This is a genomic window from Actinomadura macra NBRC 14102 (assembly GCF_001552215.1).
Classification (GTDB): Bacteria; Actinomycetota; Actinomycetes; order Streptosporangiales; family Streptosporangiaceae; genus Spirillospora; species Spirillospora macra.
In genome coordinates this window covers 278,468-295,281 of record NZ_BCQT01000011.1, presented here as the reverse complement: position 1 = coordinate 295,281, position 16,814 = coordinate 278,468, and the positions used below count along the sequence as shown (strand labels likewise).

Sequence of the window (16,814 nt, the reverse complement as noted above, 5' to 3'; positions counted from 1 at the left end):
GCGGGTGATCAGGGCCGATCGGGACGAGTGGGTGCCGGTGTTCACCGACCGGCCTGTCGGTGCGGCAGTTCCGCCGCCTGGTGCGGATCGTTGCAAGTCGGGGCGGTGAGCAGACCGGCACCGGACGGCGCTGGAGCCTGCCGCTAGCCGACCGGGTCCTTCTGATCGCGGTGTACTACCGCACCAACCTCACACTGCGGCAGGTCGCACTGCTGTTCGGGGTGTCAAAATCCGCCGCGCACCCTGTCGTCGACCACCTGGCGCCGCTGCTGGCACTCGCCCCGGTCACTCGCCGGCACGGCCCCGAAACCGTGCTGATCGTGGACGGGACGCTGGTTCCCGTCCACGACCGGACGGTCACCGCCTCGTCCAAGAACTACCGGTACTCGGTGAACATGCAGGTCGTCATCGACGCCAACACCCGGCTGGTGGTCGCGGTCGGACGTCCGGTCCCGGGCAACCACAACGACTGCACCGCCTTCCGCGATTCAGGTGCCGCTACCGCGTGCCGGGGTGCGCACGTGATGGCCGACGGCGGCTACCAGGGAAACCGGCAGGTCATCATGCCCTACCGGCGGCCCCGGGGCGGCAGCGAGCTGCCCGGCTGGCAGCACGATCTCAACACCGTCCACAAACGGGTTCGCGCCCGCGTCGAGCACACCTTCGCGCACATGAAGTGGTGGAACATCCTCCGCATTGCCGCCGCAAACGCGACGGCGTCCACCATGCCACCCGCGGCATCACCCTCATGCACAATCTGGCGATGGCCGGCTGATCCGGCTCGGGGCGACAAGTCACCGCCGCACGCCCGGACCCATACCTCCACCATTACGGGACAGCTTCTAGGCAGGACTGGGACAAGGTGGCCAAGGCCCTCAAGCCCGTCTACACCGCACCCAGCGAGGATGCGGCGACGGAGCGGTTCTTGGAGTTCCAGGAGTCCTGGGGCACGAAGTATCCGGCGATCGTGAAGCTGTGGTCGGACGCCTGGGCGAATTTCGTGCCCTTCCTCTCCTTCGATGGCGAGATACGCAAGGTCATCTGCAGCACGAACGCGATCGAGAGCGTCAACGCCCGCATCCGCAAGGCCGTCCGCGCCCGCGGACATTTCCCGAACGAGGCCGCCGCCCTCAAGTGCATCTACATGGCGCTGATGAGCCTGGACCCGACGAGGAAGGGCCGCAAGAGGTGGACTATGCGCTGGAAGGCACCCCTGAACGCGTTCCAGATCGCCTTCGAGGGCCGCCTGACCCCGAGCAACAACTGACCACTCAACAACCAAGATCAGCCGTTAAATTGACACACCCGATCATGACGTCGCCCTGGGACCGTGGCCTGACCCATTGAGCAACTGGCTGTCTGATGCCTTGCTCGATCTGCTGGCCACGGTCCCGGGGTGGCTGCCATCGCCGGGTCGGTGCAGTCAACGGTGCGACTCTGCGTTTCGTGCTTCGGCTATTGCGGTTGGCGAGTTTCGGGGATGGGTTGGGGTCGCCATGCTGTCGCGGCCATGGCCAGCAGGAGCGCGGTGAGGGTCAACCAGTAGCCGAGGTCTTGCGGATTCGATGGCGGGTTGGTCAGCGGGGAGGTCACGCCGGGCACGACGTAGATGGCCGCGGCCAGTGCCCAGCGTGGGCTGCGCGCGATCGCGGTGGCCAGCACTCCGGAGAGCAGGAGGACGCTCTCCGTGCCCGCCCTGACCAGCTGCCATGTCTCGCCGTACTCCCATGTCCAGGGCATGTAGGTGAGCGCCAAGGCGGCTGCGGGGATCACCAGCCACCCCCACGGCCGTGCACGCAGATGCAACGGCCGGCCCACCCGGCCGGCCGCAAGTGTCACGGCCCCGATCGCCAGCATGCCGTAGGGGGCCAGCGAGACCCAGTTGTGGTAGGCCGGTCCGAACAGCTGCGGCGGCCAGGCCGTCGCCTGGGCCCCCACCAGCATGGCTCGGCCGGTCGAGAACGCCACGGCCAGGGCGAGCGGCAGGGCCAGCAGTGCCCAGCCGCGCAGCAACGCCACGACGAGCGCCGCCGAAGCGATCAGCCACCCGGGGGAGGCGTGGTCTGCGATGCCGTAGGCCAGATTCGCAAGCGCCAGCGTCAAAAGGCCGAGTTGCGCGCCGTCCGCCCACCATGGCCCGGCCTCCCCGGCGGCCGCGCGGGCCCGGGCGGCCAAGCCCGCGGTGAGGAGCCCAGCTGTCTCCCGCGGCGAGGGAAGGCGGCGTGGGGTGTCGTTCAGCAGCGTGCCGAGGATCTCATCGCCGTACTCGAGGCGGTGACCGGGCGGGAACGCCCGCAGGAACAGCCGGTACCAGCGTTCGGTGAATACTCCGCTCATGCTCCGGCGTCCCCCGTCATCAGGGAGGCGCGGCCGGTGACGACCCGGGCGGCCTGCTCCAACCGCAGGGCCTCCCGGGTGACGGCCAGGTGCCCGTCCTCGGTCAGCCGGTAGTAGCGGCGCGGACGGCCCTGGACGGTCTCCTCACCGTCCACGACGATCAGCCCGCCGCTCGCCAGCCGGTCGAGTGCACCGTAGAGGGTACCGACGGCCAACTGGACCCGCCCGTCCGACAGCGCCTGCGTCCTCTTGATGATCCCGTAGCCGTGCGCCGGCCCGTCCAGCAGCGCCGCCAGCACGAAGTACGTGGGCTCGCTCATCACCGTGGTTCGTTTGACCATACGAGGGACGATATATCATCTGTCGAAGTATTGGGAATGAGTCCGATCACCTCAGCGGTACCGGCGTGAGGCGAAGGAGGTCACGGACGCCTATGGCCTGTGGTCGATCAGCGCCGCCGGCCACCGCGCGTCGGGCGGGTGAGTGTGCGGCTCGGCCCCGACCGTCGGCGACGCTCGCGGCCAGCGGCGGGACTTCCGGGGCCGTTGAGCAGCGGTCAGGTCGTTTGTGCGGATGCGGCTTGGGCGCCGCCGCGGGGGTGCAGCCCGGTGGTGTCAGCGGTAAACCTCTGGCCGCCGACGGGGAAGGTGGTGTCCAGCGCCAATTCCGAGCCGGTGGAGGCGAGTTGCTCCACGTTCGGGCAGTAGGCGGTGTCACCGGTGTAGCCGAGTGTGGTCTCGTCCGGTCGGTGATGCGGTAGTCCAGGGCAGGAACGGTGTGCTGCACGGGCAGCGCTTGGACGCGATAGCCATCGCCGGTCCGGTCCCCGCCCCGTCCCCGAACTCGAACTCGAACTCGAACTCGACGAAAGACGGCTTGACCTTCTCCTTGCCACGGCCTGTCCCACTGCCTCGTCCAGCAACCCCGACCGCTCGAACTATGTCGCCGCGCGGCGACGCAGCTCCGGGACCATCCCGTGTGACTCGTGCCGCAGGATCAGCCGCAGAGCTTCACCGAACATGTGGTGACAGCGACACCAGCCCTGCCCAAGCGGCACCACGAACGCGTTCCGCCGGACCGTTATCGGCCTGTGCTTCGGAGTCCCGGTCGTAGGGAAGACCGCATCGTCACATATCGGGACCACAGCCCACCAGCGATCCCGCAGCGAGCGCGGCGCCGGGCGCCAGCCCCGTCTTGACCGGCGCCCGGCGGGGGCGTCGCATGGCCCGGTCTTGCTGGCGGCGCGGTCATGGACGCGCGTCGCGGCGGCAAAAGAAGACGGCACCGGCGGCCATCGCGGCGGTGGCATACGCGGCCAGGACACCCAGGCCGGCCGACGGCCCGATGGATTGGGCGGACGGGTCTTCGGTGTTCTGGACGGCGAGTCCGGCGGACATGGGCGCGTACCTTTCCACCAGGGTGCTCCAGTGTTCGTCGGGGATGAACCGGGCGAGGATCCCGGGCATGTAGAGCAACCCCAAGACGGTCGAAAGGGCTGTGGTGGTGTCGCGCAGGGCGGTGGCCAGGCCGAGGCTGAACAGTGCGATGAGGGCGAGGTAGAGGAGGGTTCCGCAGGCCGCCCGCGCGGCGGGCCAGGTGATCGGGGTCAGTGGTGAGGACAGGCCGTTGCCGGGCAGCAGCACATGACCTGCGATCAGGCAGCCGACCACGCTCAGCAGGCCGGCGCCTAGCGCCACCGCCGTCATGATGATCGCCTTGGCGGTCAGGACGCGCAGCCGACGCGGCTCGGCGGTGAGCGTCGGGACGATCAGCCCGGTGCCGTACTCACCGGTCATGGTCAGGACGGCCGGCACGATGACGGCGATCTGGCCCAGTTGCACGCCGGTAAGGCTGAGCCGGACGGAATCGCACCCCGCGGCGAGGCCGCATGCGGTGGTATCCGTCCCGGCTGTGCCGACGATCGGCAGGCTCAGCGCCAGCGTCAGGCCGAGAGCCATCCACGGCGTCCAGGCGGTGCTCCGCACGGTGCGCGTCTTGGTCCATTCGGCGAGCAACGCGCGGCTCATACGTCCCTCCGGCGCATCAGCAACAAGCCCGCGGCGAGCGTGGCCGCCACATAGACCGCCAGGAGCGCCGGTCCGGTCCATGGACGGCCCGCCCACGGAAGGAGGAACGCGTCGTCGGTCTCCTTGACCTGCTGGATCGACAGTCCGGCCAGGGGTGCCAGCCGCTGCGGCCAGGGGCTGCCGGACAACGGCGTGATCACCATCGGCATGAGGGCCACGGTGACGGCGATGGGCACGGCCGCCGCGCCGCGCCGGAGCACCGCCCCGACGCCGAGGGCGAACACCGTCATCAGGGACAGGAACGCCGCGGTGCCGGCGAGAACGCGAAGCACAGCCGGGTCGGCGAGTGAGGGATCCGGGTAGGTCGGCGGCGAGAAGCCGTGGCGGCGCAGCAGCGGTTGGCTCACCAGAAACGCGGCGACGATGGCTGTCAGCATGGCGGCGAAGGTGACGCCGCCGAGCACGACCGCCTTCGCGGCGAGCACCCTGCCACGTCGCGGGCCGGCGGTGAACGTCGTCCGGATCAGACCGTGCTGGTATTCGGAGGCGATAAAGGACACACCGAGCGCCAGCAGCGGAACCAGTCCTGCGACGCTGCCGGCGACCGCCGCGATGATCCGGCTTCCGTCGTCGGTCTGTCCGAGGATGTCTCCGGACAGGCCAGCAAGGGTGAGGGCACCGCCGTCGTCCGGCTGCTGGGCGATGGCGGGCTGTTGCGGTGAGTTCTCGCGGCCCACGTCGTCCACGCGCCACTGTTGGGAGGTGGTGGCCGTCACGCTGATGTTGTCGAAGGTGGCCTTCGCGGGTCCGGTCTTCAGCAGCACCGGCCGCATAGGGACGGCGCGCTCGCCGCCCGGCGCGGTCGCGAAGAGGCCGATTTCGGTGACCGGCGGCAGCCCGGGCAGGCGGACCTCGCCGACGCGGTGCCACGTGGCTCCGTCGGCGGACTCGTACCCGGTGACGGTGGCGCCCGCCCGGCTGAGCTTGAGCCAGCGCGGTGCGCGGTGCGCGCTTCCGGCGATGTCGGTGGTGAAGCGCGCCTGGAAGCGGACACCGTGCCCAGGAGTGATCGCGATCGCCGCATACGGCGCTCCGGCGGTGGCGCTCTGCTTTACCATGACGCCTGCCATGGCCCAGGGGTGGTCGGCTTGCTGGTCGCGTACGCGGACGACGATCGAGCCATCTCCGGCGAGCGTCCGGTGCGCGAACCGGAAGCGGTCGACGAATTGCGCGTCGGAGTAGGTGCCGGGGTTCCCCATGGAGATCATGACGGCGAAGAGCACGATCAGTCCCATCGCGGCGAGCAGTGACCAGAGGCTGGACGGAACCGACCGGAGTTTCGTCCATTCGGCGCGGACCAGGCCACCGAAGCCGGCTCCTGCGACCGGCCGTCGGGCCGTCACCGCCGCTCCCCGGCCGACGCGGTGTATTCGGCGGCCGCGCGGGTGAGGCGGAGATACGCCTCCTCCAGTGACGCCCGGTGCGCGGTGAGCTCGGAAATCGTCAGCCCGGCCTCGGCGACCAGCGCCGCGATCCGGTGGGCGGGCAAGCCGCCGACGATCAGCGAGTCCGGCCCGGAGGCGGTGACGGCCGCGCCGGCCGACCGCAGCCGGCCGGCCGCCTCGGGCAGTCGCGAAGTCCGCAGGACGTGGTGGCCCTCCGAGGCGGCGTCGCGCACGTCACGCACGGCGGCGTCGGCCAGGAGCCGTCCCCGGCCGATGACGATGAGGTGATCGGCGGTGTCCTCCAGCTCGCTCATCAGGTGGCTGGAGATCAGCACGACCCGGCCCTGGGCCGCCAGGGCGCGCAGCAGCCCCCGGATCCAGTGCACGCCCTCGGGGTCCAGGCCGTTCACCGGTTCGTCGAACATCAGCACCGGCGGGTCACCGAGCAGCGCGGCGGCGATGCCCAGGCGCTGCTTCATCCCCAGCGAGAAGCCGCCGGCCCGGCGCCGCGCCGCCTGCGCCAGCCCGACCATCTCAAGGACCTCCCGGACCCGCCGCACCGGCAGTCCGTTGCTGTGCGCCAGCCACAGCAGGTGGTCGCCGGCGCGCCGGTCCGGGTGGATCGCGCCGGCGTCCAGCAGCGCCCCGACCGCACGCAGGGGGGTACCCAGATCGCGATAGGGACGGCCGCCGATGAGGGCGCTGCCTTCGTCGGGCGCGTCCAGGCCGAGGATCATTCGCAGCGTCGTCGATTTGCCGGCTCCGTTGGGGCCGGCGAAGCCGGTCACTCGTCCGGGCAGGACAGTGAAGGACAGGCCGTCCACCGCGAGGACACGTCCGTACCGCTTGCGCAGGCCACGGGCCTCGATCGTGGGCGCGGCGTCCCGTTGATTCGCGTTCACGGCACCATCCAAACCAGGACAGCGGCGCGGCACAGGAGGCCGCGGCCCCATCTTGGGGGGAGGGCCAGCCCTACCGAGGGGCAGCGTCCCTCCCTTTACCATTGCGAGCATGGTGACCTCCGGCACTGCGAGGGTTACGGCCGTCGTGGAGGCGATCCGCCATCGGCCGTTGCGGTTCGTCCTGTCGGCCTGGCCGCTGCGGACGTTCGGCTACACCGTCTCGGGCGTCCTGACCGGCCTGGTCACCGTGGTCTGGCTGCCGCTCGCCCTGCTGGCCGGAGGGGTGGTCCTCACTCCCCCGCTCATCCGGCCGCTGGTGGCCATCGAGCGGCGACGAGTAACGTTGCTCCGCGTCCCGGCTCTACTGGCCCCGCACCGCCCGCCGGAGCGGCGCGGCTTCACCTGGCGGCCACGCGGCCGGCACACCGAGGCCGTCATCTGGAGGGAACTGGCCTACCTGGTGTTGAACGGCAGCCTCCTGCTCGTGACCAACGTGATGGCGCTGGTGATCGGGCTCGCCCCGGCGCTGATCTTCGCCAGCGGCGCGGTCAGCGTCGTCGAGTCGGGAGCGGACGACACGCAGGCATCGGGGGGAACCACCGCGGGCACCGGGGCGCCCTTCATCGCCGGGGGCGCAGCCCTGGCCATCGCGGCGACGGTGATCCTCCTCGGCTACGCCACGGCCGCGGCCGCGGCGCTCCAGGCAGAGCTGGCAAGCCAGCTGCTGTCCGCCGACGACGCGAGGATCCGCACGCTGACCCGCTCGCGGGCCCGGCTCATCGACGCCTTCGAAGTCGAACGCAGGCGAATCGAACGTGATCTCCACGATGGCGCCCAGCAGCGCCTGCTCCAACTCGGCCTCACCCTCGTCAGAGCCCAGATGGCGTTCGAGACCCAACCCGAGGCCGCCAGATCCCTGATCACCGAGGCCACCGGTGAGGCCAAGGCCGCACTCACCGATTTGCGCGAACTGGTACGTGGCATTCATCCGCGGGTGCTCACAGACCTCGGCCTCCCGGCTGCCGTCGCCGAACTGGCCGACAGGTCGCCACTACCGGTGACCGCCGAACTGGACCTGCCCGGCCGACAGTCCGCCGCCGTCGAGTCGGCGGCGTACTTCGTCATCGCCGAGGCCCTGACGAACGCGGCCAAACACGCCCGGGCGTCCCGCGTCGAGATCACCGGGACGGTGACCGGCCGGCTCCTGCGCATCGAGATCCACGACGACGGGACCGGCGGCGCGGACCCCACCAGGGGCACTGGCCTGACCGGGCTCGCCGATCGCGTCGACGCGCTCGACGGCACCCTGACCCTGACCAGCCCCCAGGGAGGGCCGACCACCGTACGACTGGAACTGCCGTGCTCCGGATAGTGCTCGCCGACGACGCGGTCCTTCCCCGCGAGGGCCTGGTCGCCCTGCTCGAGGCCTTCGGCCACCGGGTCGTGGCGTCGGTGGGCGAAGCGGCGACCCTGGCCGCCGCCGTCGCCGACCACCAGCCCGACGTCGTCATCACCGACGTGCGGATGCCGCCGACCTTCACCGACGAGGGACTACGTGCCGCCGTCGCCCTGCGCGCCGAGCGGCCCGGCCTGCCAGTGCTCGTCCTCAGCCAGTACGTGGCACCCGCGTACGCGGCCAAGCTGCTGGAGTCGACCGACGCAGGCGGAGTCGGCTACCTGCTCAAGGACCGCGTCCTCGACATCGGCGATTTCGTGGAAGGAGTCGAACGAGTCGCGGGCGGCGGCTGCGTCATCGAACCGGAGGTGGTCCGCCAGCTGATCACGCGCCGCAACGACCCCCTCGGCCGCCTGACCCCCCGCGAACGAGAGGTCCTCTCCCTGATGGCCGAGGGACGCTCCAACGCGGCGATCGCCAAACAGCTGACGGTCAGCGAAAAGGTGATCGGCAAGCACATCAACGCCATCTTCACCAAACTCGACCTGCCCGCCGACAGCACCGAAGACCATCGCCGGGTCCGCGCCGTCCTCGCCTACTTCCACGCCTAGGTCGACCGTCAAGCCTTGTCAACCTGCATTGCTATGGCGGAGCTGACGCGTTCGTCGCGCTCAGCCTCGCCTACATCGTCGAGGAGGGACTATCTTTCCATCCATGCTGTAGGGGGCGAACAGCTTGTCGAACGCTGCGGGGCGGTCGCTGACCGGAACGTCCATAGCCTCGTCCCACACCTTCCGGGACTGGCTTCTGATGCGCTGCTCGACTCCGAGGACGAGATCGAAGTGGTCGCCGAGGCCGCCGACGGGCAGCAGGCGATCGCTTTGGCCGTGGAGCACCGCCCGGACATCGCGCTGGTCGACATCCAGATGCCGGTGCTCGACGGCATCGAGGCGACCCGGCAGATCGTCGCCGACCCGCGGCTGGCCGGCGTCCGCGTCGTCATCCTCACCAACTACGGGCTGGACGAGTACATCTTCCGCGCACTGCGGGCGGGGGCGAGCGGCTTCCTGCTCAAGGACACCCACCCCGCCGAGTTGCTCCAGGCGCTACGGGCAGCCGAGCGCGGGGACGCCCTGCTGTCTCCCGCGGTGGCTTACCAGGCCGCTCTGGTAGGCGAACACGACGAGCTGGGCGCGGTCGCGTGCGCCGAGCTTGGTCATCGCCCTGCTGACGTGGGTCTTGGCCGTGGTTCGGCTGAGCACCATGGTTTCGGCTATTTCGTCGTTGTTCAGTCCGTGGGCGACCAAGGTGACGACTTCACGTTCCCTGTTGGTCAGCGACTCCATTCCAGCCGCGGCCAGCACGTCCGGTGGCCGGGCGACGAACTCACTGATCAGCCGGCGGGTGATCCCAGCCCACCCACCAGCGGCACACGCTGAACCAAGCGACGGCCCCTCGAAAAGCTCTTCTTGTGGGGCCGTCCGAGGCGACCACAGATGGATACAGACCCGCGCTCCCACAACTCATCCGGCACAGGTCGCAAAGCAAGATCCGACGACACGGTCCTCGCATCGATAATGTCCGAACTCGGACTGTGAGGCTCCAGCTACCTCCTTTCAGGGAGTGGCCGGTGCACGTTAGACAACCGAAACTTCGGACGGGCGCAAGGTCAAAGTCGGCTGCCTACCCGGGGTTACGGCCAGCACGAGCGCATCTCGAGCTTCGCCAATATGTCTTGATGTCTCTTCGACTGTGAATCGACCGTCCGTCACACGTGGTGAATTGACGTGCCCGTAGGCCCTTTGACTTGTCAGTTCGACCCCGACTCCGAAGGCATGGACACACACGATCCTTACCCCGACGACGGTTCCAACCAAGTCAGGACTCAGCTCGCCCCACTGAGACGACGGGAGCTCATGGATATCTTGACCTTCTACCATTCTACTGCAAACCATTTTCTGGATATCGTCAACTCAACGACGTGATCCACTTAGCAAGGCTTCAAGGGCTGAGCGCATGACGTCAGGTGAAACCAATCGGGAGGTTAGCCAACCGCCGACAACTTTCCTGTCTCGTCGTGTTCTTCTCGCCGCTGCCACGGCTCGATTCTCCCGAAGCACGAGCATCAGCGTCAGACGGTTGCCGATTTTGGCCATTTGAGATCAAGGGGCGGCGCCGCTCGCACCGCCGCGCGGCCCGGCGGCGCCGCCCGAGTCGAGTCTCACAGCAGCGGGCACAAGCATTCCCCGGTACAGGGACGTTGCAAGCTGGGGCGGAAGGTGCCGAGATCCCCCCGAACCCGAGGTTCGAGGATGGCGGGGATTGCGTTCATAGCGCGGTGGTTGAGTCTGCGGTAGCCGGGCAGCCAGGAAACGTCATCGCGAGCAGACCCAGCACCGCGAACGCATTGGTCACGGTCAAGCAGGCCAGCCGCCACGGCACAAGCGCCCATCATCGCGCGGCGACCGCCTCGCCGCGGCCTGTCCCTGCGTCCGATCAAACCCCGCACCGCAGCCCGCCCCCCTCCACGCTTCTTACTCACACGTCTCACCTGCGCAGACGAGGCTTACGGCAAGCACAGGACCAGCTCCGCCCGCGCTGCTCGGCGATTCACTGCGGCACCACTGACCATCCGGGAGGCCGCTTCCTTCTCTCAAGGCCGCAATCCCTCGATCGGGGACGGACGAGCCACTACCCGAGAAAGCCGTTACAGGTACCGTCTTCCCCTGCCGGACCGAAGACGCTATGACCGATTGGAATTACCCGCCGCGCGGTCGCGTATTGGACCATGGACTGACGAGTCGAGCCCGGACGATCAAATGGACTGGACGCGTCGCGTACGTCGTAAGAGCTCGGTGCCCCAGATCGTGCCAGCGATCGATACCGCTTAGGGCAGAACAAGGGCTGGCGTGCTGCGGCGCTCCTCCCGGTGACGAACACGTCCGCAAACGCCTCTGAATTCGTCGCTCCCACCCCACCCTCAGGAGAATGACATGGCCCGAAAACAGGTGTTGTTGGGCATCACCGCTGGAACCGGCCTCGTGGTGGCACTGACGGTACCGGCACATACGAGTCAGGCCTACACGCCCGTCCAGCATCCGCGGACCGCCCCCCTCGCCCCCGATCCCGCTGTCACGCACGCCGCCCGTCTCCAGAAGCAGATGCGGATGTCACTCGGCGGTACGTTTGGCGGCGCATGGGTCACCAGCGGCGCGAACCTCGTCGTCGCGACCACTGACGCGTCCGCCGCCGCGGCCATCAAGGCGGCTGGTGCGCAGCCCAAGGTCGTGCGGTATGCCGAACGCACCCTCGACTCGGTCCAGACGAGGCTGAACCGGCACTCCAGGTCCGCTCCCAAGGCGGTGACCTCGTGGTACGTCGACGTCCAGCACAACACGGTCGTCATCAAGGCGTCCTCAGTGGTGGCGGCCAAGCGGTTCGCCACCGCGAGCGAGGTGGACGCCAACGCCGTGACGATCGTCCACTCGACGGTGAGGCCCCGCCTTCTGCACGATCTCATCGGCGGCGAACGCTACTGGACGTCGAAGTACGGCTGCTCGATCGCGTTCTCCGTGACCGGAGGATTCATCAGCGCCGGGCACTGCGGGGGCGTCGGCGAGAAGACCCGGGGCTCCAACCAGGTGGACCAGGGCACCTTCAAAGGCTCCTCGTTCCCCGGTGACGACTACGCGTGGGTCGACACCAACGCCCAGTGGACGCCGACACCGAAGCTCACGCGCTGGAACGGCTCCTACGAGACCGTCCAAGGGGCCACCGAAGCCCCGATCGGCTCTGCCGTCTGCCGCTCCGGTGGCACCACCAACACCCAACTCTGGTGCGGAAAGATCAAGGAGCGCAACGCCTCCGTTCAGTACGAGCAAGGAACGGTCTCCGGGCTGATCCGCACCGACATCTGCGCCGACCCGGGTGACTCCGGCGGCGCCCTCATCACGGAAACCGGCGGCCAGGCCCAGGGCATCACGTCCGGCGGCTCCGGCTCCTGCAAGGACGGGCAAGGCGAGGGCGACGAGGTCTTCTTCCAGCCCGTTGATGAGGTCCTGCAGCTCGTCGCCCGTGACGGCCGCAAGCTCGTCACCGGAAACGGGCACCGTTCAGGCCCGGACCGCGCCTGCGACGGCTACCGGACGAAGGCGTCCGGCAATGTCTCTTCAGGCTCCGACACAAACGAACCCGACGGCGGGTTCACCACCACCGCTTCCGGCCCGCACTCCGCCTGCCTCAACGGCTTCGACGGCGTCGACTTCGACCTTTACCTGCAGAAGAAGAACGGCAGCACCTGGACGACGGTCGCGACCTCGACGAACCCCGAGCCCGACGAGACCCTCACCTTCGACGGCACCCCCGGCACCTACCGGTACCAGGTCCACGCCTACGACGGCTCAGGCGCTTTCACCCTGCGATACAACAAGCCCTGACCCCCGGCCGGCCCCGGTCGTCTTGACCAATGTCAACGCTCACCTCAGGACGGCCGGGGATATTCATGTACGACCAACCAAGCAAACGACATCTCGTTTCGAGCGACGCGGTAGCAGTTAATGCTGGTGCCCGAGGAGTTGTGCGAGCTGTATCCAGTTGCCCGCGAGCGTGACGGTCTCCAGGAAGTCACACGCCAGCAGCGCCTCGCCCGCGACATGCCTGCGAGCGCAGACAGCTAGCCCACGTGGTCCAGGAGCGCCCGGGCGCCGGATCGATTCCGGCGCCGTTGGGGATCGCCCAGACCGTGGACCCCCGACTTCGACGCCGAGCGCCAGCAGCCCACCGCGCACCCTCCGGTAGCCCCCAGCCCGGGTTCTCCCGGACCAGACGCAGGAAGAGCACGCGGACGCAACGCACGGTCAGTGACCTGTCCAGGCGCTTCGGCTCGGATCGGGTAGCGTGTCGGCTCGCCGGCAGGTCACGGTGACGGTGCAGCACCGTGTCCGGACGCATCAGCAAGCGCATCCGCCGCAACGCGCTCGAAGGAGGTCGGTACAGCAACGCCGCGAGCAGCGCCCGGTCCGGCGCGGTGAACCACACCCGCTTCCCGCCCAGTTGACGTCTCCGCACCATAATCTGATGTCGCAGCACCAAGATCTCGGCGTCCTTCTCCCGATTGGCCATCGGAAGGAGACGAAGGACCGCGAACGTGTTCGTCACGTCAAGTGCAGTGCCGGTCAGTTACCCTGTCGGCGCCCCAAGAGACCAAAGCTCGGCAAACGCAAGAAACTTGTTCAACCCCACGCCAGAACCCGGGGAATGGGCGAGCGGGCGCCGCCACCTTCAAAACCGGCATATCCTGCGCGCGCACGCTGCTCGCCAGCCCGGCTGAAAGCGATCGTCCGACGAACTCCGTCAGGATACCTCCTTGCCCATCCGCACAGTGGAGTCCAACGAGCCCGGTGGACTCCAGCCATGGAGTAAGGAGACCAAGGTGTTTCAACCGCGGGCAACCGGCTATTCCATTTTGGCACGCGGTCACCTGTCGAGCGCGCAGTGCAGAATAGGGCTCTCAGTGTTGAAGTCGGGTTGCCAGGCCAGGCGCCGACACGGTGGCTGCCCAGACTCTACAACTGGAGTACCGAGCAGCTGATCGTGATGAGGAGGGCCGGTGTACGCGAACGTTCGTGACACCACGCTGTACTTCGACGTCGACGGCGCGGGACTGGTCGACGATGACCGGCACGGGACGTGGGAGAAAACCCGTCCTGTTCGCACTGCACGGCGGACCCGGTGGTGAGCACACGGGCCTCAAGCACAGATCATCTACCTCGACCAACGGGGCAGCGGCCGCTCGGCCCGCGGCCCCCACGACACCTACACCCTCGACAACAACGTCGAAGACCTCGAAGCCATGCGCCGCCACCTGGGCCTGGACAAGATCGGCATCCTGGGCGTCTCCTACGGAGGCATGGTCGCCCTCACCTACGCCACCCGCTACAACCAGCACCTGTCCCACCTGATCCCTGTCGTCACCGCCGCCAGCGGCCGCTTCATCTCCCGCGCCCAGCAGATCCTCGCCGAACGCGGCACCCCCCAACAGCACGCGGCCGCCGAACCTTTGTGGACCGGCGCCTTCACCAACGACGACCAGCTCCGCGACTAAGGGACGCGGTGGACCGGGCCGCCCCTGTGCTGCTCATGGACGCGGCGGAACAGGCAGGCGTGCGACGGTTCCTGCACGTCAGCTCCATCAATGTGGGCAGTGCCGACAACCCTGATATCGGCGAAGGGTACGCCACCTACTTGCGGGCCAAGCGCGCCGCCGAACAGCACATCCTGGCCCGTGACGGGCTCGACTGGACGGTGCTGAGGCCCGGCGTGCTCACCGACGAACCCGGCTCCGGCACCGTCCAGCTCACCGCCGGTCAACCGGCCGGCAGCACGGTCGCCAGGTTCGACCCGGTCTCCAGAGACGATGTGGCCGCCGTACTCGTCGCGCTCCTCGACCGGTCGGACACCGCCGGCCGCGCCTACGTGCTGGTCGGCGGCCAGACACCGATCGACCAGGCTCTGAACGGTGTGAACTCGCGCGGCGCTTGAGACAGCGGACGATCTCATTCTTGGACTGTCTGCGGTAGGGCGGCCGGTGACAGCGGATGATCGGCGGACAACGCTCCCGCTCGTACAGCCGTCCAGCCGGCGGTCGGCCAACTGGGCGAGTGCGTACTCGGCCCGCTCACAAGTGCGCTCACCCGAATGCCAGGGCCCCTCGAGCGTGTCGAGGCCGATTTGACGGTCCGCCGGGACAGCGTGGTCGACCTCGGGCAAGGGTTCACTGAAGTCATCGATGCCAAAGCCAAAGGGAGGGAAGCTGACCCGGGGATCGGCGCCAGGTGGTTGCGGCGGAACCAGAATCGTCTTGGGTTGAAGTCCACCAGTCCTTGAAGCCGCTGGATCAGCTTGTGCGTTTCGGGACGGGTGAGAGGGCTGAGATCGTGGCGAAAGAGCGACTCTTTGGCTTTCTCGGGAAACCTGAAGGGGTTCCGTGAGTTCCGGGGCGCGGGCCGCTGCGGATCTGGTTCCGACCATTGCCTTGGGGGTGTCTACCGGTAGCAGACGGCTGTGCCCTCGAACCTGGCGCGGACGTGCTTTGCCGCGTCGAATCGGTCGAGGGCACCCGCCACGGGACTCGGCGACGCGCCGGGTACCGCTCGGCGGAATGGTCGTCATGTGGGGCCCGCGGTCTCTTGTCCGCCGCCTTTCATTCCTGTCCCGCGTGCCCACACCGAGACGTCCTGGGCCGTCTGGACGCTTTCGCGAGGCGCCCCGGCCCACCGGGTCACCGGATGGTGGAGGCGACGGCGACCAGGACGTGCTGGCCGGGTGCCAGGGGGGTGACCGAGGTGGTGAGCCAGCCGGGGACGGCGACGTGCGCGCCGGGGATGGGGCGGATCAGCAGGTGGCGTCCCCAGGGTCGTCCGGGGAGAGGGGCGAAGGGGGAGCCGGTGCGGGGGTCTGCGAGAGCGATCGCGCCTGAGTCGCTGGGAGCGGGAGTGGGAGCGGAGTGCAGGACCCACCATGCGATGAGATCGGCGGGGTGTGCGGCGGGGGGCAGGTGGTGGCCGTGCCGCCAGATGTGCACCTCGATGGCGACGCCGCTGATCGGGGGTGCGAGGTCGGGGTGATGAGCGGCGACGAGTTCGTCGAAGGAGAGGTGGAACTGGGCGGCGACCGCGTCGAGGTCGGCGATCATCTCGCCGGGCGGCACGGTCTCCATCGCGGGGCCTTCGGCGCTGATGCGGGCCGCGGAGGGGGTCAGCAGCCCGGCGGGGTCGAGTGTGGCGAAGGCGACCGGAGTGCCCCAGTGCTGCCGGATGGCGGGTGCGGCGTCGCCGCAGCCGCGCCGGTGGTGGCTGGAGGACGGAACGGGGGCAGGGGCGGGGGTCGTGAGGGTCATGGCGTCCAGCCTCGGTCTTGGTGGTAGGTGATGTTCCAGGCGATCGCGATCCGCAGCCGGGAGTGGTTCGTGGTCGCCTTCATCCAGTGGGCTTGCCAGCCGGGGAAGGCGATCATCCGGCCGGGGACCGGGCAGTAGCGGACTGCCCCGGGGGACGCGGCGCGGGTGACGGCGGCGGGTCGGGGATCGAGCATGTGCAGGCGTCCGCCGTCGCCGTCGGGGTCACCGTCGGGGTCGGCGGCGACGGACAGCAGGCCCGACCAGGCCGAGTCGTGGCGGGTGTGCGGGCGCAGCGGTTCGCCGGGCCGACAGATCACCGCCCACGCCTCCGTGACGATGTGGTGTTCGTCGATCGCGTCGGCGGCCTCGCCCAGCACCGCGCGGGCCAGCGTCCGGCCGGCGACGGAGATCTGATGACTCAGCCAGTCGATGGAGGGATGCTCCCAGGTCAACATGGTCTGGGATGACTTGACCGCGTTGACCGCACCGGGCGGGTCGTCGGTCTTGTCCGCATCGAGGATCAGCTCACGCAGGGATGGGAGGTGCTGGACGGCGCTGGTGCAGTCGGCCTGGTAGACGGGGGTTCGCCACAGTTGCAGCACCAGCCGTTCGCCCGGGGGGTCGCCACGGGTGTCCGTGTCGTGGGCGGGGTGGGTCTGGGTCACGATCGTGCTCCTTCTCGATGGATCCGCTGTGGGGAACGACCGGTAACCGGCGGTCAGTCGTTCGGGCGGGCTCGGGCATCCGGTCCCGTGCTGGGTCTGCACGCACCCGGCCGGTACGGAGGTTGGGGCGGCCGATGCGGCGGCC

The 16,814-nt window shown here is 68.8% G+C and carries 14 protein-coding genes and 3 pseudogenes; 9 read left to right on the top strand and 8 right to left on the bottom strand.

The features are described 5' to 3' along the window. Positions 1–4 precede the first annotated feature (4 nt). Together AMA02S_RS40520 and AMA02S_RS21020 are read left to right on the top strand one after the other, a co-directional pair. Positions 5–775 (top strand): annotated as a pseudogene (locus tag AMA02S_RS40520) (transposase). A 63-nt stretch (positions 776–838) separates the two neighbouring features. Next, positions 839–1,267 (top strand): annotated as a pseudogene (locus tag AMA02S_RS21020) (transposase); the annotation flags it as partial. A 188-nt stretch (positions 1,268–1,455) separates the two neighbouring features. On the opposite strand, the gene AMA02S_RS21015 reads toward AMA02S_RS21020, so the two are convergent. The 5 genes from AMA02S_RS21015 to AMA02S_RS20995 all read right to left on the bottom strand — a co-directional run bounded on the left by AMA02S_RS21015 (position 1,456) and on the right by AMA02S_RS20995 (position 6,711). Further along, a complete protein-coding gene (locus tag AMA02S_RS21015; protein ID WP_067461062.1) occupies positions 1,456–2,337 on the bottom strand; it encodes a hypothetical protein in 882 nt (293 codons plus the stop codon). Further along, positions 2,334–2,678 (bottom strand): PadR family transcriptional regulator, encoded by a 345-nt coding sequence (locus AMA02S_RS21010; RefSeq protein ID WP_067461061.1) that lies wholly within the window; start codon positions 2,676–2,678, stop codon positions 2,334–2,336. Before AMA02S_RS21010 ends, AMA02S_RS21015 begins: the two co-directional genes overlap by 4 nt. A gap of 906 nt (positions 2,679–3,584) precedes the next feature. Next, a complete protein-coding gene (locus AMA02S_RS21005; protein ID WP_067461060.1) occupies positions 3,585–4,364 on the bottom strand; it encodes an ABC transporter permease in 780 nt (259 codons plus the stop codon). Then, on the bottom strand, positions 4,361–5,767 hold the full coding sequence (locus AMA02S_RS21000; RefSeq protein ID WP_067461059.1) for an ABC transporter permease subunit: 1,407 nt from the start codon (positions 5,765–5,767) through the stop codon (positions 4,361–4,363). Before AMA02S_RS21000 ends, AMA02S_RS21005 begins: the two co-directional genes overlap by 4 nt. After that, positions 5,764–6,711 (bottom strand): ABC transporter ATP-binding protein, encoded by a 948-nt coding sequence (locus AMA02S_RS20995; RefSeq protein WP_067461058.1) that lies wholly within the window; start codon positions 6,709–6,711, stop codon positions 5,764–5,766. Before AMA02S_RS20995 ends, AMA02S_RS21000 begins: the two co-directional genes overlap by 4 nt. 109 nt (positions 6,712–6,820) lie before the next feature. Here AMA02S_RS20995 and AMA02S_RS20990 point away from each other — a divergent pair, with 109 nt between their 5' ends. From AMA02S_RS20990 to AMA02S_RS20980, 3 genes and pseudogenes are all read left to right on the top strand, one after another. Beyond that, entirely contained in the window at positions 6,821–8,083 is a 1,263-nt protein-coding gene (locus AMA02S_RS20990) for a sensor histidine kinase (protein ID WP_084265421.1), read from the top strand. Then, positions 8,071–8,718: a response regulator transcription factor gene (locus tag AMA02S_RS20985; protein WP_218005071.1), complete on the top strand. Its 648-nt coding sequence runs from the start codon at positions 8,071–8,073 to the stop codon at positions 8,716–8,718. Before AMA02S_RS20990 ends, AMA02S_RS20985 begins: the two co-directional genes overlap by 13 nt. Before the next feature lie 33 nt (positions 8,719–8,751). Next, a pseudogene (locus AMA02S_RS20980) lies at positions 8,752–9,258 on the top strand (response regulator); the annotation flags it as partial. Here AMA02S_RS20980 and AMA02S_RS20975 read toward each other — a convergent pair. Then, the gene (locus tag AMA02S_RS20975; protein WP_218005086.1) at positions 9,214–9,453 is read right to left on the bottom strand and encodes a response regulator transcription factor; all 240 of its coding nucleotides are present in this window, start codon (positions 9,451–9,453) and stop codon (positions 9,214–9,216) included. The pseudogene AMA02S_RS20980 and the gene AMA02S_RS20975 sit on opposite strands and share 45 nt — an antisense overlap. 1,647 nt (positions 9,454–11,100) lie before the next feature. Here AMA02S_RS20975 and AMA02S_RS20970 point away from each other — a divergent pair. From AMA02S_RS20970 to AMA02S_RS20960, 4 genes are all read left to right on the top strand, one after another. Then, positions 11,101–12,543, top strand: a complete 1,443-nt coding sequence (locus AMA02S_RS20970) for a S1 family peptidase (RefSeq protein WP_067461055.1) — start codon at positions 11,101–11,103, stop codon at positions 12,541–12,543. 1,172 nt (positions 12,544–13,715) lie between these two features. After that, the gene (locus tag AMA02S_RS44735; RefSeq protein WP_281181901.1) at positions 13,716–13,844 is read left to right on the top strand and encodes a hypothetical protein; all 129 of its coding nucleotides are present in this window, start codon (positions 13,716–13,718) and stop codon (positions 13,842–13,844) included. A gap of 21 nt (positions 13,845–13,865) precedes the next feature. Beyond that, a complete protein-coding gene (locus AMA02S_RS20965) occupies positions 13,866–14,210 on the top strand; it encodes an alpha/beta fold hydrolase (RefSeq protein WP_084265420.1) in 345 nt (114 codons plus the stop codon). Positions 14,211–14,218: 8 nt separating this feature from the next. Continuing rightward, the gene (locus AMA02S_RS20960; RefSeq protein WP_218005070.1) at positions 14,219–14,647 is read left to right on the top strand and encodes an NAD(P)H-binding protein; all 429 of its coding nucleotides are present in this window, start codon (positions 14,219–14,221) and stop codon (positions 14,645–14,647) included. Between the two features lie 739 nt (positions 14,648–15,386). Here AMA02S_RS20960 and AMA02S_RS20955 read toward each other — a convergent pair. Together AMA02S_RS20955 and AMA02S_RS20950 are read right to left on the bottom strand one after the other, a co-directional pair. Next, positions 15,387–16,004 carry a hypothetical protein gene (locus tag AMA02S_RS20955; protein ID WP_067461053.1) on the bottom strand — a complete coding sequence of 206 codons (618 nt, stop codon included), beginning with the start codon at positions 16,002–16,004 and terminating at the stop codon, positions 15,387–15,389. Further along, complete coding sequence (locus AMA02S_RS20950) at positions 16,001–16,669, bottom strand: putative 2OG-Fe(II) oxygenase (RefSeq protein WP_067461052.1); 669 nt, start codon at positions 16,667–16,669, stop codon at positions 16,001–16,003. The genes AMA02S_RS20955 and AMA02S_RS20950 overlap by 4 nt, the downstream gene beginning before the upstream one ends. Positions 16,670–16,814: the final 145 nt, after the last annotated feature.

Bases quoted from the DNA above. Each gene is read 5' to 3' on its own strand.
- AMA02S_RS20970 (WP_067461055.1), top strand. From the start codon at position 11,101: ATGGCCCGAAAACAGGTGTTGTTGGGCATCACCGCTGGAACCGGCCTC.
- AMA02S_RS21010 (WP_067461061.1), bottom strand. From the start codon at position 2,678: ATGGTCAAACGAACCACGGTGATGAGCGAGCCCACGTACTTCGTGCTG.
- AMA02S_RS21005 (WP_067461060.1), bottom strand. From the start codon at position 4,364: ATGAGCCGCGCGTTGCTCGCCGAATGGACCAAGACGCGCACCGTGCGG.
- AMA02S_RS20975 (WP_218005086.1), bottom strand. From the start codon at position 9,453: ATGGAGTCGCTGACCAACAGGGAACGTGAAGTCGTCACCTTGGTCGCC.
- AMA02S_RS21015 (WP_067461062.1), bottom strand. From the start codon at position 2,337: ATGAGCGGAGTATTCACCGAACGCTGGTACCGGCTGTTCCTGCGGGCG.
- AMA02S_RS20955 (WP_067461053.1), bottom strand. From the start codon at position 16,004: ATGACCCTCACGACCCCCGCCCCTGCCCCCGTTCCGTCCTCCAGCCAC.
- AMA02S_RS20990 (WP_084265421.1), top strand. From the start codon at position 6,821: ATGGTGACCTCCGGCACTGCGAGGGTTACGGCCGTCGTGGAGGCGATC.